The organism is Bacillus sp. FSL M8-0025 (assembly GCF_037975475.1).
Lineage (GTDB): Bacteria > Bacillota > Bacilli > Bacillales > Bacillaceae > Bacillus > Bacillus subtilis.
In genome coordinates this window covers 2,895,200-2,908,585 of record NZ_CP150258.1, presented here as the reverse complement: position 1 = coordinate 2,908,585, position 13,386 = coordinate 2,895,200, and the positions used below count along the sequence as shown (strand labels likewise).

Annotated in this window: 14 protein-coding genes; 11 read left to right on the top strand and 3 right to left on the bottom strand. The window is 45.3% G+C overall.

Translation table 11 applies throughout. The annotated features are described in order from the left end of the window. Positions 1-33: 33 nt before the first annotated feature. Positions 34-831 (top strand): phosphotransferase family protein, encoded by a 798-nt coding sequence (locus MKX38_RS15095; protein WP_009967993.1) that lies wholly within the window; start codon positions 34-36, stop codon positions 829-831. Here the strand turns inward: MKX38_RS15095 and MKX38_RS15090 are convergent, their stop codons facing one another. Then, positions 832-1,110 carry a YtzH-like family protein gene (locus MKX38_RS15090; RefSeq protein WP_003237926.1) on the bottom strand — a complete coding sequence of 93 codons (279 nt, stop codon included), beginning with the start codon at positions 1,108-1,110 and terminating at the stop codon, positions 832-834. 206 nt (positions 1,111-1,316) lie between these two features. Here MKX38_RS15090 and trmB point away from each other — a divergent pair, with 206 nt between their 5' ends. The 3 genes from trmB to MKX38_RS15075 all read left to right on the top strand — a co-directional run bounded on the left by trmB (position 1,317) and on the right by MKX38_RS15075 (position 4,656). Continuing rightward, positions 1,317-1,958 (top strand): tRNA (guanosine(46)-N7)-methyltransferase TrmB, encoded by a 642-nt coding sequence (gene trmB, locus MKX38_RS15085; RefSeq protein WP_004398646.1) that lies wholly within the window; start codon positions 1,317-1,319, stop codon positions 1,956-1,958. A 69-nt stretch (positions 1,959-2,027) separates the two neighbouring features. Beyond that, positions 2,028-2,873, top strand: coding sequence for an MBL fold metallo-hydrolase (locus MKX38_RS15080; protein ID WP_038427838.1), 846 nt, complete (start codon positions 2,028-2,030; stop codon positions 2,871-2,873). Positions 2,874-2,955: 82 nt separating this feature from the next. Beyond that, complete coding sequence (locus MKX38_RS15075) at positions 2,956-4,656, top strand: NAD-dependent malic enzyme (protein WP_003229258.1); 1,701 nt, start codon at positions 2,956-2,958, stop codon at positions 4,654-4,656. Between the two features lie 52 nt (positions 4,657-4,708). Here the strand turns inward: MKX38_RS15075 and MKX38_RS15070 are convergent, their stop codons facing one another. Beyond that, the gene (locus tag MKX38_RS15070; RefSeq protein ID WP_003229259.1) at positions 4,709-5,026 is read right to left on the bottom strand and encodes a PepSY domain-containing protein; all 318 of its coding nucleotides are present in this window, start codon (positions 5,024-5,026) and stop codon (positions 4,709-4,711) included. Positions 5,027-5,184: 158 nt separating this feature from the next. Here MKX38_RS15070 and MKX38_RS15065 point away from each other — a divergent pair, with 158 nt between their 5' ends. Next, positions 5,185-6,258, top strand: a complete 1,074-nt coding sequence (locus MKX38_RS15065) for a M42 family metallopeptidase (RefSeq protein WP_015251442.1) — start codon at positions 5,185-5,187, stop codon at positions 6,256-6,258. Between the two features lie 54 nt (positions 6,259-6,312). Here MKX38_RS15065 and MKX38_RS15060 read toward each other — a convergent pair whose 3' ends face one another. After that, on the bottom strand, positions 6,313-6,759 hold the full coding sequence (locus MKX38_RS15060) for a YtoQ family protein (RefSeq protein ID WP_003229263.1): 447 nt from the start codon (positions 6,757-6,759) through the stop codon (positions 6,313-6,315). A gap of 78 nt (positions 6,760-6,837) precedes the next feature. Here MKX38_RS15060 and MKX38_RS15055 point away from each other — a divergent pair, with 78 nt between their 5' ends. The 6 genes from MKX38_RS15055 (at position 6,838) to murC (ending at position 13,327) form a co-directional block, all read left to right on the top strand. Next, complete coding sequence (locus tag MKX38_RS15055; protein ID WP_004399150.1) at positions 6,838-6,954, top strand: hypothetical protein; 117 nt, start codon at positions 6,838-6,840, stop codon at positions 6,952-6,954. Between the two features lie 38 nt (positions 6,955-6,992). Beyond that, positions 6,993-7,316: a thioredoxin family protein gene (locus tag MKX38_RS15050; RefSeq protein WP_003229265.1), complete on the top strand. Its 324-nt coding sequence runs from the start codon at positions 6,993-6,995 to the stop codon at positions 7,314-7,316. 14 nt (positions 7,317-7,330) lie between these two features. Further along, positions 7,331-8,140 carry a DUF1444 domain-containing protein gene (locus MKX38_RS15045; protein ID WP_009967991.1) on the top strand — a complete coding sequence of 270 codons (810 nt, stop codon included), beginning with the start codon at positions 7,331-7,333 and terminating at the stop codon, positions 8,138-8,140. 15 nt (positions 8,141-8,155) lie between these two features. Beyond that, positions 8,156-8,761: a YtpR family tRNA-binding protein gene (gene ytpR, locus MKX38_RS15040; protein ID WP_076458270.1), complete on the top strand. Its 606-nt coding sequence runs from the start codon at positions 8,156-8,158 to the stop codon at positions 8,759-8,761. Positions 8,762-8,920: 159 nt separating this feature from the next. Next, positions 8,921-11,779 carry a DNA translocase SftA gene (sftA, locus tag MKX38_RS15035; protein ID WP_305090979.1) on the top strand — a complete coding sequence of 953 codons (2,859 nt, stop codon included), beginning with the start codon at positions 8,921-8,923 and terminating at the stop codon, positions 11,777-11,779. Between the two features lie 249 nt (positions 11,780-12,028). Beyond that, positions 12,029-13,327, top strand: a complete 1,299-nt coding sequence (murC, locus tag MKX38_RS15030; protein WP_003229274.1) for a UDP-N-acetylmuramate--L-alanine ligase — start codon at positions 12,029-12,031, stop codon at positions 13,325-13,327. The last annotated feature ends 59 nt before the right edge of the window (positions 13,328-13,386 follow it).

The following is a 13,386-nucleotide window of genomic DNA, read 5'->3' as shown; positions in this document are numbered from 1 at the left end:
AATATTTTAAGAAATGATGGGTTGAACATTGATATGAACTGGTTGGGACAATTACTAGGTAGCGATTGGGAGATCTTCCCCGCCGGAGGAGCTACAGGAGATGCATATTATGCGAAACATAACGGGCAGCAGCTTTTTTTAAAACGTAATAGCTCACCTTTTTTAGCTGTTTTATCCGCCGAAGGCATTGTTCCGAAGCTGGTTTGGACAAAACGGATGGAAAATGGGGACGTCATTACGGCCCAGCACTGGATGACCGGCAGAGAGCTGAAGCCTAAAGACATGAGCGGACGGCCCGTTGCTGAATTGCTTCGTAAAATACACACATCAAAAGCCTTGCTGGACATGCTGAAGAGACTTGGAAAAGAACCGCTGAACCCGGGGGCTCTTTTGTCTCAGCTGAAGCAGGCTGTATTTGCTGTGCAGCAATCTTCGCCGCTGATTCAAGAAGGGATCAAGTATTTGGAAGAACACCTGCATGAAGTGCATTTCGGTGAGAAAGTCGTTTGCCATTGTGATGTCAATCATAATAACTGGCTATTGTCTGAAGACAACCAGCTGTATTTAATTGACTGGGACGGCGCCATGATCGCTGATCCGGCGATGGACCTCGGGCCTTTGCTGTACCACTACGTCGAAAAGCCAGCTTGGGAGAGCTGGCTGAGCATGTACGGCATAGAGCTGACAGAAAGCCTTCGGTTGCGAATGGCTTGGTATGTGTTATCTGAAACAATTACTTTCATTGCCTGGCATAAAGCAAAAGGCAATGATAAGGAATTTCATGATGCAATGGAAGAGCTGCATATCCTCATGAAACGAATTGTTGATTAATCAGGAATACGAATCCATTTGCTCTACCCATTGAGACAGGCTGTTCTGATGCTCTTGTATGTGTGAGTCGATGGATTTGGACGATATTCCTGATTGGCTGTAGCGGTAAACATCTTCAAGCACGTTTTTGAAATTTGAATCAAGCTCGGTGTTTGCCATCAGTGATTTAATCACACGCTCAAGCTGCTCGTACTCTGCGACTGTTCCGCAGCAGTCCAATTGATGGTCAGTCAATATATCCTTCAATAAATGAACTTGATGCTCATAATGTAAACCCATAACGGTACACATCCCTTCAGTATCATACGGGTTAAATTGTTCAAAACAGAGCGTTTTTATACATGGGAAAGGAGTGTTCCAGCAGACGGGACCCTCTTTTTTTATGCGCTCGGCCTTAAGAGAGATACACTGGAAAAACGAGCTTGCGGGTCTTTTTAATTCATGGTATGTTGTTAGTCGAAATAATAGATAGAGGTGTCAATCATATGAGAATGCGCCACAAGCCTTGGGCTGATGACTTTTTGGCTGAAAACGCAGATATTGCCATCAGCAATCCTGCTGATTATAAAGGGAAATGGAACACAGTGTTTGGTAACGACAATCCGATCCATATCGAGGTTGGTACAGGAAAAGGCCAATTTATTTCTGGTATGGCCAAACAAAATCCCGACATCAATTATATTGGTATTGAGTTATTTAAAAGCGTCATCGTGACAGCCGTCCAAAAAGTAAAAGACAGCGAAGCGCAGAATGTAAAGCTTCTGAATATAGATGCGGACACGCTGACGGATGTGTTTGAGCCGGGGGAAGTGAAACGGGTCTACTTGAACTTTTCTGATCCTTGGCCGAAGAAACGGCATGAAAAACGCCGCCTGACATATTCCCACTTCCTCAAAAAATATGAAGAAGTAATGGGCAAAGGCGGATCGATTCATTTTAAAACGGACAACCGAGGTTTATTTGAGTACTCTTTGAAGAGCTTCTCTGAGTACGGCCTCCTGCTGACATACGTCAGTCTCGATTTGCATAACAGCAATCTGGAAGGCAATATTATGACAGAATATGAAGAAAAATTCTCTGCACTCGGCCAGCCGATCTATCGGGCTGAGGTTGAATGGAGAACGTAAAGACAGACTCTGACAGGAGTCTGTTTTTTTTATGGGCCGTTTGCTACCATGATGACAGGGGGGATGAAAATGGAAACAATGAAAATTGGAAACATCACGTTGACCTGGCTTGACGGAGGCGTGACGCATATGGACGGAGGCGCCATGTTCGGCGTTGTGCCAAAGCCGCTTTGGTCTAAAAAATATCCAGTCAATGAAAAAAACCAGATTGAACTAAGAACAGACCCTATTTTGATTCAAAAGGATGGGCTCAATATCATCGTTGACGCCGGAATTGGGTACGGCAAGCTGACTGATAAACAAAAACGAAACTATGGCGTGACACAAGAGTCGAATGTGAAACCCTCATTAGCTGCACTCGGATTAACGGTTGCCGATATAGATGTGATCGCAATGACACACCTTCATTTTGATCATGCATGCGGTTTAACGGAATATGAAGGTGAACGGCTCGTCTCTGTCTTTCCGAATGCAGTGATTTATACATCAGCTGTTGAATGGGACGAAATGCGCCATCCGAATATCAGGTCGAAAAATACGTATTGGAAAGAAAATTGGGAGGCTGTAGCTGGCCAAGTCAAAACCTTTGAAGACACCTTAACGATCACAGAGGGTATTACAATGCATCACACCGGAGGCCATAGCGACGGACACAGTGTCCTGATATGCGAAGATGCGGGTGAAACTGCCGTACATATGGCAGATCTGATGCCGACACATGCCCACCGCAATCCGCTATGGGTGCTGGCTTACGATGATTATCCGATGACCTCTATCCCGCAAAAGCAGAAATGGCAGGCGTTCGCAGCAGAAAAAGACGCTTGGTTTATTTTTTACCATGATGCCGAGTATCGCGCTCTTCAATGGGAGGAGGACGGAAGCATCAAAAAGTCAGTTAAGCGAATGAAGCGATAGCATATTTTTATGTTTACCCTGCATGTTTTCCGGCTAATAATGCAAACCTAGTACTAATTATGCTCAGAAAGGAAGAGGCAGGGTGAAACAATTCAGAGTAACAAACGAAGGAGACATTCAAACAACATTAAGAGGCCTTGAAGTGCTCTCTGTTCCTTTTTTGAACAAAGGTGTTGCTTTTACTGAGGAAGAAAGAAAAGAACTTGGTTTAAAAGGCTTTCTGCCGCCCAAGGTATTAACAATTGATGATCAGGCGAAAAGAGCGTATGAGCAATATTCCGCACAGCCTGACGATTTGAGCAAAAATGTCTATTTAACGGCGCTGCACGATCGGAATGAAACGCTGTTTTACCGCCTGTTAAATGACCATTTAGGGGAAATGCTCCCGATTGTCTACACACCGACAGTCGGAACGGCAATCCAGAGATACAGCCATGAATACAGAAAACCACGAGGGCTCTATCTGTCAATCGATGACCCGGACGGTATGAAAGAAGCATTTAAACAGTATAAAGATCAAAGCGATACGATCGATTTAATTGTTGCAACTGATGCGGAAGGAATTTTAGGAATCGGTGACTGGGGCGTCGGAGGAATCGCGATTTCAATCGGCAAGCTGGCGGTTTATACGGCTGCTGCGGGCATTGATCCGAGCAGAGTGCTGGCTGTTGTTTTAGATGCGGGGACAAATCAGGAGAGCCTCTTGAACGACCCGCTTTATGTCGGCAACCAGCATTCCAGAGTACGCGGGGAACGCTATGACCAATTTATTGACGACTACGTGGCGCTGGCGAGAGAAACATTTCCGAATGCATTGCTGCATTGGGAGGATTTCGGGGCGAAAAACGCGCGAAGCATTTTGAAACGCTATAAAGATAAAGTGTGTACCTTTAATGATGATATCCAAGGAACTGGCGCTGTTTCTTTGGCCGCAGTCTTATCCTGTGCAAAAGCGTCTAAAGTTCCGCTGAGGGATCACAGAGTTGTTATATTCGGAGCGGGAACAGCAGGAATCGGAATTGCCGAACAGCTGCGGGAAGCATTGGTGCGCGAGGGACTGAGTGAAGAAGAATCATACAAGCGCTTCTGGTGCATAGACAGAAACGGGCTGTTAACAGATGATATGGATCAGCTTCTTGATTTCCAGAAGCCATATGCTCGTTCGGCTGATGAAGTGAAGGATTATCAGCGGAACGGAGACGGCGGAGGCATTGATCTTCTTGAAGTGGTCCGGCAGGCGAAACCGACGATCCTGATCGGCACATCTACTGTTTCCGGCGCTTTTACTGAAGAAATTGTAAAAGAAATGGCGTCACATGTGAAACGGCCGGCGATTTTGCCAATGTCAAATCCGACAACTCTTTCTGAAGCAAAACCGGAGGATTTAATCGAATGGACAGAAGGCCGTGCGCTGATCACGACAGGAAGCCCGTTCCCACCAGTGGAATATAACGGAGTTACGTATCATATCGGGCAGGCAAACAACGCGCTTGTCTTCCCTGGTCTCGGTCTTGGAACGATTGTTACCAAATCAAAATTAATTACCGACGGCATGTTTGAAGCATGTGCCCGGGCAATCGCAGGTATGGTCAATGTCGGGGTGCCTGGCGCTCCGATGCTTCCAAAAGTTGAAGATTTGCGCACTGTTTCGGCAACCGTTGCTGTTGAAGTTGCAAAAACCGCGATGAAGGAAGGCGTTGCTACGGAAGAGCCTGAAGACATTATACAGGCAGTGCAGGATGCGATGTGGTATCCGGTATACAAACCGATTCGCGCGATATAATAAAAAAGAGCCGCTGCGTTGGCAGCGGCTTCTATTTTTTGCTTGTCCGGTGTTAAGAGGCGATTGTATCAATGACATCAACAATTTCTCCCGTTTTCGCATCCACCATGACTTCATACTGTTCTAATTCTCCGAAAGCTGATCGTGTAATGCCGGTTTTGTATACCTGTACCGTTTCTCCGTTAATATTGTAAGGCTCCGGCTGGGTGTAAATCCATGATCCGTCAATCGGGCCCCGCTGCTTAAAAGCAGATTTTACAATTCGAAGCGCTTTTTCTGAAGAAATATAAGGCTTCATCACATATTGTCTCACAACGACAGCCGTACAAATTCCAAGTCCTGCTCCTAAAAGAAGATGACGCAATTTCAAAATAAAGCACCTCCTGGTTGATCGTACTTTTCATTATACAGAAACAGCCAAATCCTGTTAAGCAATACGCGGCTGATCGAGCAGATTGGGTCAGGGTGCTTGGAAAACTTCATTGTTTCTAATAAAATAAAAGGACTACATAGAAATGAGGGGAAAACATGAATCAAGAAACGAAAGCGCTTTTCCAAACACTGACGCAGCTTCCCGGCGCGCCGGGCAATGAGCATCAGGTTCGTGCTTTTATGAAGCAGGAGCTAGCCAAATATGCCGATGACATCGTTCAGGACAGACTGGGAAGTGTTTTCGGAGTCAGACGAGGCGCAGAGGACGCACCGAGAATTATGGTAGCCGGGCACATGGACGAAGTCGGCTTCATGGTGACATCCATTACAGACAACGGGCTGCTCAGATTCCAGACGCTCGGAGGCTGGTGGAGCCAAGTTTTGCTTGCGCAGCGGGTTGAAATTCAAACAGATAACGGGCCGGTTCCGGGTGTGATTTCAAGCATACCGCCGCATTTATTGACAGATGCGCAGCGAAACCGACCGATGGATATCAAAAACATGATGATCGACATTGGAGCGGATGATAAGGAAGACGCCATCAAAATCGGCATTAGACCGGGACAGCAGATCGTGCCTGTTTGTCCGTTTACGACGATGGCGAATGAAAAGAAAATTTTATCAAAAGCATGGGATAACAGATATGGATGCGGCTTAAGCATTGAACTTCTGAAGGAATTACACGGTAAAGAGCTTCCGAATACACTCTATGCGGGTGCAACGGTTCAGGAAGAAGTAGGGCTAAGGGGCGCGCAGACGGCTTCTCATATGATTAAACCGGACTTGTTTTTCGCCCTTGACGCCAGCCCGGCAAACGATATGAGCGGAGACAAAAATGAATTCGGCCAGCTTGGAAAAGGCTTTTTGCTGCGCATTCTTGACAGAACGACAGTCATGCATCGCGGAATGAGGGAATTCGTTCTTGATATGGCTGAAACGCATGATATTCCATATCAATATTTTGTATCCGGCGGGGGAACAGACGCAGGCAAGGTTCATATTTCGAACAGCGGTGTGCCGTCAGCGGTTATCGGAATATGTTCCCGCTATATTCATACAAACGCTTCTATCATTCATATTGATGATTATGCTGCTGCTAAAGAAATGCTCATCAAACTTGTAACAGCCTGCGATAAGCAGACGGTGGATGCGATTAAAGAAAATATGTAGGTTTCATAAAAGCTTGTTGAACGAGCAGTAAGCCCGGATCGACAAGCTTTTTTCTTATTCTGTTTCAAATAGATAGGAAAGGGCCTTAATGGCTTGGTTAACGGTTTCAACCGTAATATTCGCTTTATTGGAAAGCTCTTTTAAAGGATGGTGGAGCGATTCCGGCCGGATGATAATCAGGGGTTTTCCTTTTGCGATCGCATATGATGCATCCATTGCCGTGTTCCACTGTTTGTACTTTTCGCCAAACAGGGCGATCACAAAGTCTGCTTTATTCATCAGGACGGCGGTTCTGAAGTTGTTGATGTCAGAGGCTTTGTCATCCTTTAAAACGGCATTTGGCTGTACGCCCATAATTTCTTCACCAATATTGTCTGAGCGGTCATGATTCTCCATCGGGCCAACAAACGTAATCGGGAGCTTCAGTGATTTTGTTTTCTCTTTAATTTCCTCGCGCCAATTGCTGTGGATTTCTCCTGCTAAATAGACGATAAACTCCATATAAAAATCCCTCCTTATGTATGTCCATCTGTAAATTTTACCCTCATGTACACGATGTTAAACGAAACGAGCTTGATAATGCAAATAAAATATGATAATGATAATGGGAAAGCCAATCTTACATATTCATTCGTTGCATATAAGTGGTTTTGCCTCAAGCAGTTTGGTATGATCCAAATGGACGAGTATCGATAAAAAACATGTAAGAACATAAACAACTGGAGGGATATGAAATGAAAAAAATTGAATCAACTCAAGAGCTGGAAAAAGCGGTAAAGGATGATTGGTCTGTATTTATGTTTTCAGCCGATTGGTGCCCGGATTGCCGTTTTGTAGAGCCTTTCCTGCCTGAATTGGAAGCGAATTTCCCTGAATTCACCTACTACTACGTAGACCGTGACAAATTCATTGATACATGTGCAGAGTGGGAAATTTACGGAATCCCAAGCTTTGTGGTGTTTAATGAAGGAAAAGAAGTAAATCGTTTTGTGAGCAAAGACCGCAAAACAAAAGAAGAAATTGAACAGTTTTTAACAGACTCTCTCGCTAAAGCGTAAAGGAGGACATCGGTTTGAAAATGACCTCAAGGAAGCTGTCAGATATACTGAAGCAGCGCCTTCAGCACGAGAATCGCTCCTTTCTGTTTGACAGAGAAAAAGACACCCTCCGTGTTGAGGATCAAACGACTAAAAAAGGGATTACACTCGATTTGCCGCCGATTATTGCAAAATGGGAACTGAAAAAAGACGAAGCCATTGATGAGATCGTGTACTATGTCTCCGAAGCGATGACGGCAATGGAAGGGAAGGCTCAGGAAATGACCGGGAAAGAAACTCGCATTTATCCGGTCATCCGCTCGACTTCCTTCCCGGACAAGTCCAGTGAAGATATCCCGCTCATTTATGACGATCATACCGCAGAGACAAGAATTTATTACGCGCTTGATCTCGGGAAAACCTACCGTTTAATTGACCAGCGCATGCTTGAGAAAGAAAACTGGACAAAAGAGCGGATCAGAGAGACGGCCGCATTTAATCTCCGTTCCCTGCCGACGGTTGTCAAAGAGGATACGGTTGCCGGCAATTACTTTTATTTCTTCAGGGCAAACGACGGATACGACGCAAGCCGGATTTTGAACGAAGCGATCTTAAATGAATATAAGCAGCATGCAGAAGGGGAGCTGGCGATCTCTGTTCCTCATCAGGACGTTTTGATTCTTGCTGACATCCGGAATGAATCGGGGTATGATATTCTAGGACAAATGTCGATGAGCTTCTTTGCAGGCGGCACCGTCCCGATTACCGCCCTATCATTTTTGTACAATGAAGGAAAGCTGGAACCGGTGTTTATCCTGGCGAAAAGCCGTCCGAAAAAGGATTAGAAAGGATTTTTACTTATGAACGCTTTTTATAATAAAGAAGGTGTGGGAGACACGCTCCTGATCTCTCTTCAAGATGTGACACGCGAACAATTAGGCTACGAAAAACACGGCGACGTCGTCAAAATTTTTAATAACGAAACAAAAGAAACAACGGGCTTCAACATTTTCAACGCGTCTTCTTACTTGACCATTGATGAAAACGGCCCTGTTGCGCTCTCAGAAACATTCGTGCAAGATGTGAATGAGATTTTAAACAGAAACGGCGTTGAAGAAACATTAGTCGTTGATTTATCTCCGAAGTTTGTTGTGGGGTATGTAGAATCAAAAGAAAAACATCCGAATGCGGATAAATTAAGCGTATGTAAAGTCAACGTAGGAGAAGAAACGCTTCAGATCGTCTGCGGCGCGCCTAACGTTGACAAAGGCCAAAAAGTTGTCGTTGCCAAAGTCGGTGCTGTGATGCCTAGCGGACTTGTCATTAAGGATGCAGAGCTTCGCGGCGTTCCGTCAAGCGGGATGATCTGCTCAGCGAAAGAGCTTGATTTGCCGGATGCCCCTGCTGAAAAAGGAATCCTTGTGTTAGAAGGAGACTATGAGGCGGGAGACGCATTTCAGTTTTAGACTCCCATAAATCCGCCAAAAAAAACGAATCATGTGAAAAGCCGCTAAGCCCTTGTTTAGCGGCTTTGTTTCTGCTGATAGCTTAATCTTTTCTGGGCCGACCAGCAGTGGTATACTAAAAACCGTCCCAGAAAACTATAAGGGAGTTAGAGATAAATTATGAGTTGGCTTCATAAATTTTTTGATTTGTTTTTAGGCGAAAGCGAAGAGGATGCTGAACGGGAGACAAAACCCGCTCAAATTCCGCAGCAACAAGAGGTACATCATCCTGAAGGACAATTAAAAAGATTGGAAGATCCTAAAATATATTATGAATATCCAAAAGGCAAATTCCGTTTTCCAGTCGTGCCTGACGGATACAAAAATCATGACCTGAGAAGGCGCCGCACACCATCGGACGAACCGAAATCCGCGCCTCGTCCAAGTGCTGCACCTTACAGAAAGCGTCCCAGAAATGAAGAAGAGCAGCATACATATCAAGCAGCAGAGCCGGCGAAGAAACCGTTTAAACCGACAAATATCCCTTCGCCTGTCTATGGATTCAATCAAAAACCATCTGTTAAAAAGGATGTGCCGAAAAAGCCTTCTGAAACATTGAACGAACCGGATAAATCGGTAAAAGAGAAGGTAACACTGCTGTCAGAAGAGATCGAACGTGAACGCGGCTATCCTGCTTCAGACACACAGGCGCATTCCAAAAAAGAAAGTCCTTTCTTCCCGGATACCCAATTTGAAAAACAGCCTTCTGGCGTTTTAAACAGAAAGGATACGGAGCATGATGAGGCGCTGGCGAAACGGCCAGCCGAGCCGTCAGGTAACAAAGTGCCATTTGAGTCAGGCGTTCAACAGCCGGAAAAAGAGGAGCCTTCCTTCCCAGCTGAACATGCCGAAGAGCAAACACCGCCTGAGATGCTCACAGATACGGCGGCTGAAGGGCTTTCAGACAGTGAAGTAGGCCGCGAAGAGCCTGCAACGGCTAAGGAAGAACAAAGGGAGCAGCAGTCAGAGAAATTTGAAGAGCCTGTTTTCTCCGCTGAACTTGATGAAGAGCAAACAGCTCCTGAATCTCAGACAGCGGCAGTATCTGAGGATGAAAAAGCAAAAGAGCCGTCAGACAGCCCAGTATACAATCATCATGAAAACGCGGCAGAAGGTGCTGAGTCCCCGTTCGTTCAAGAAGAACAAATGGACATTCGTCAGGAAGAGCCTTTATTGACTGATCATGAGTATTCATCAGAGGCTCTGGCTCAAGCAGAAACTGTGGCAAAAGAATCAGAAGAGCCATCAGAAAGCATAATAAATAATCATTATGACACCCTGGGAGAGGCTCAGGAAACGAAGATAGATGTTCAGCCAGACAGCCATACAGAGCTTGAGAAAACTGAACACATGGAGCAGGGTTCCAAATCGTTTTCTGCAACTCTTGAAAATCGGCAGGGAATTCGCGCAGACAAACCTCGCGAAGCTTCAGAAGAGCCGAAAAAAAGGCCTGATGTACAGGAGAAAAGGACTGAACAAAGCGCATCTTCTCAAAAAGGGCCATCCGTTCCTTTTAATGTGATGATGCTGAAAAGAGATACGCATAAACAGCAAAAAGCAGAGGAGCGCCGCGGCAGCTATGTATTTCCGAATGTTGCACTGCTTGATGTCCCGCCAGCGCAGGTTCAAGATGATACTGCGTGGATCGAAGAACAGCGTCAGCTTCTTGATTTGACCTTGAAAAACTTCAATGTCCGCGCCAATGTGGTCCATGTAACCCAGGGTCCGTCTGTCACGAGATTTGAAGTGCATCCTGAACCAGGTGTAAAGGTGAATAAAATCACCAACTTGTCCGATGATATTAAACTCAGTCTCTCAGCGAGAGATATTCGGATTGAAGCGCCGATTCCGGGGAAAAACACGATCGGAATTGAAGTGCCGAACCGCACGAGCAAGGTGGTTGATTTGCGCCAAATGATTCGCAGCTCAGCTTTCAGGACAAGCAAGTCACCGCTCACAGCTGCGCTGGGATTAGATATTTCAGGAAATCCTGTTGTTATCGACTTGAAGAAAATGCCGCATGGCTTGATTGCCGGCGCTACAGGCTCCGGAAAAAGCGTATGCATCAATACAATATTAGTCAGCCTGCTTTATAAAGCTGACCCGAGTGAGGTAAAGGTGCTGCTGATTGATCCGAAAATGGTAGAGCTGGCCCCTTACAATAAAATTCCTCACCTCGTCAGCCCGGTCATTACTGATGCTAAAGCGGCTACAGCTGCTTTGAAATGGGTCGTTGAGGAAATGGAGCGCCGCTATGAGCTTTTTGCCCATTCAGGTGTCCGCGACATTGACCGCTTTAATCAATTAACCGCTGAACACCAAATGGGTGAAAAGCTGCCATATTTAGTTGTCATTATTGATGAGCTTGCAGATTTGATGATGGTGGCTCCAAACGATGTGGAAGAAAGCATTGCGCGGATCGCCCAAAAAGCCAGAGCGTGCGGTATCCATCTTCTCGTCGCCACTCAGCGTCCGTCAGTCGATGTCATTACAGGTCTGATAAAGGCGAATATCCCAACGAGAATCGCCTTTTCTGTTTCAAGCCAGGTTGATTCCCGAACAATTATCGACATAGCCGGTGCAGAAAAGCTTCTCGGAAAAGGGGATATGCTCTTTTTGGAAAACGGATCGGGAAAACCGGTTCGTCTGCAAGGTAACTTTGTGTCAGACCGGGAAATCGACCGCGTCGTTTCCCACGTCAGAAGCCAAATGCCGCCGACCTATTTATTTGAACAAGAAGAGCTCGTAAGACAAGGATCAGCCCTGAAAGAAGAGGACGAACTGTTTTACGAAGCGTGTGAGTTTGTTGTAGAGCAAAACAGTGCGAGCACTTCAAGCCTGCAAAGAAGATTCAGAATCGGTTACAATCGTGCGGCAAGGCTGATCGACATGATGGAAGCGGAAGGCATGATCTCTGAGGCAAAAGGAAGCAAGCCTCGGGAGGTGCTGATCACAGCAAGTGATTTAATAAACGAATAATATGGGTTCATTTTCACACCAAACATGGTATGATAGTGTTTAGAGCATTTAACAGCTATGCCGCTTTACAGCAGCTGTGCATAGACAAATCTTGATATCTGGGTTTAATCGGAAAGAAATAACCTGATACTAAACATAACAAAACATATAAAATACGCCGCTAAGGGAGGCTTTTCAGCCGCCGCGGTCGCAAATTGAAATGAGCGTCATATACTGGGGAACAGATAGACGTTTGTTGGAGGTACAATTATGACTGTTTATCATTTTGTTGGAATAAAAGGGACCGGTATGAGTCCGCTTGCCCAAATACTTCATGATAATGGATATACTGTCCAAGGATCGGATATCGAAAAATTTATTTTTACGCAAACAGCGCTTGAAAAAAGAAATATTACGATTCTTCCTTTTAGCGCGGAAAATATTAAACCCGGCATGACAGTCATCGCCGGAAACGCATTCCCAGACACGCATCCTGAAATAGAAAAAGCGATGTCTGAGGGAATTCCGGTGATACGTTATCATAAGTTTTTAGGCGACTACATGAAAAAATTCACGAGTGTTGCCGTTACGGGCGCACACGGCAAAACGTCGACTACGGGTCTGCTGGCTCACGTGATCCAAAACGCAAAACCGACGTCTTTCTTAATCGGAGACGGAACAGGCCAGGGAAATGAAAACAGCGAATACTTTGTGTTTGAAGCGTGCGAATACCGCCGCCATTTCTTAAGCTATCAGCCAGATTATGCGATTATGACGAATATTGATTTTGATCACCCTGATTACTTCTCAAGCATTGACGATGTATTTGACGCTTTCCAAGAGATGGCTCTTCAAGTCAACAAAGGCATTATTGCCTGCGGAGACGATGAGCATCTGCCGAAAATCCATGCGAACGTCCCGGTTGTGTATTACGGCACGGGGGAAGAAAATGATTTTCAAGCCAGAAACATCGTAAAAAGCACGGAAGGGACAACTTTTGATGTCTTTGTCCGCAATACGTTCTATGATACGTTTTATATTCCTGCGTACGGCCACCACAATGTATTAAACTCATTGGCGGTCATTGCGTTATGCCATTATGAAGAAATTGATTCCAGCATCATTAAGCATGCTCTCAAATCCTTTGGGGGCGTCAAACGCAGATTCAATGAGAAGCAGCTTGGGGATCAAGTGCTGATTGATGACTATGCCCATCATCCGACAGAAATAAAAGTGACAATCGAGGCGGCTAGACAGAAGTATCCTGATCGGGAAATTGTCGCAGTATTCCAGCCTCATACATTTACACGGACGCAGCAGTTCCTTGACGAATTTGCAGAAAGCCTGAGCGGCGCTGACTGTGTGTATTTATGCGATATTTTCGGCTCAGCCCGTGAGAATGCCGGAAAGCTGACGATCGGCGATCTCCAGGGAAAAATTCATAATGCCAAGCTGATTGAAGAAGATGACACATCTGTTTTAAAAGCTCATGATAAAGCCGTTCTCATCTTCATGGGAGCAGGAGATATCCAAAAATATATGAGAGCCTACGAAAACGTCATGGCATAATAAAAAGCAGTGATCTCACTGCTTTTTATTTATCTGATGGAAAAGCTTATTAAAGGATT

Bases quoted from the DNA above. Each gene is read 5' to 3' on its own strand.
- ytpR (WP_076458270.1), top strand. From the start codon at position 8,156: ATGAACGCTTTTTATAATAAAGAAGGTGTGGGAGACACGCTCCTGATC.
- MKX38_RS15080 (WP_038427838.1), top strand. From the start codon at position 2,028: ATGGAAACAATGAAAATTGGAAACATCACGTTGACCTGGCTTGACGGA.
- MKX38_RS15095 (WP_009967993.1), top strand. From the start codon at position 34: ATGAACTGGTTGGGACAATTACTAGGTAGCGATTGGGAGATCTTCCCC.
- MKX38_RS15050 (WP_003229265.1), top strand. From the start codon at position 6,993: ATGAAAAAAATTGAATCAACTCAAGAGCTGGAAAAAGCGGTAAAGGAT.
- MKX38_RS15065 (WP_015251442.1), top strand. From the start codon at position 5,185: ATGAATCAAGAAACGAAAGCGCTTTTCCAAACACTGACGCAGCTTCCC.
- trmB (WP_004398646.1), top strand. From the start codon at position 1,317: ATGAGAATGCGCCACAAGCCTTGGGCTGATGACTTTTTGGCTGAAAAC.
- MKX38_RS15090 (WP_003237926.1), bottom strand. From the start codon at position 1,110: ATGGGTTTACATTATGAGCATCAAGTTCATTTATTGAAGGATATATTG.
- sftA (WP_305090979.1), top strand. From the start codon at position 8,921: ATGAGTTGGCTTCATAAATTTTTTGATTTGTTTTTAGGCGAAAGCGAA.
- MKX38_RS15060 (WP_003229263.1), bottom strand. From the start codon at position 6,759: ATGGAGTTTATCGTCTATTTAGCAGGAGAAATCCACAGCAATTGGCGC.
- murC (WP_003229274.1), top strand. From the start codon at position 12,029: ATGACTGTTTATCATTTTGTTGGAATAAAAGGGACCGGTATGAGTCCG.
- MKX38_RS15055 (WP_004399150.1), top strand. From the start codon at position 6,838: ATGCAAATAAAATATGATAATGATAATGGGAAAGCCAATCTTACATAT.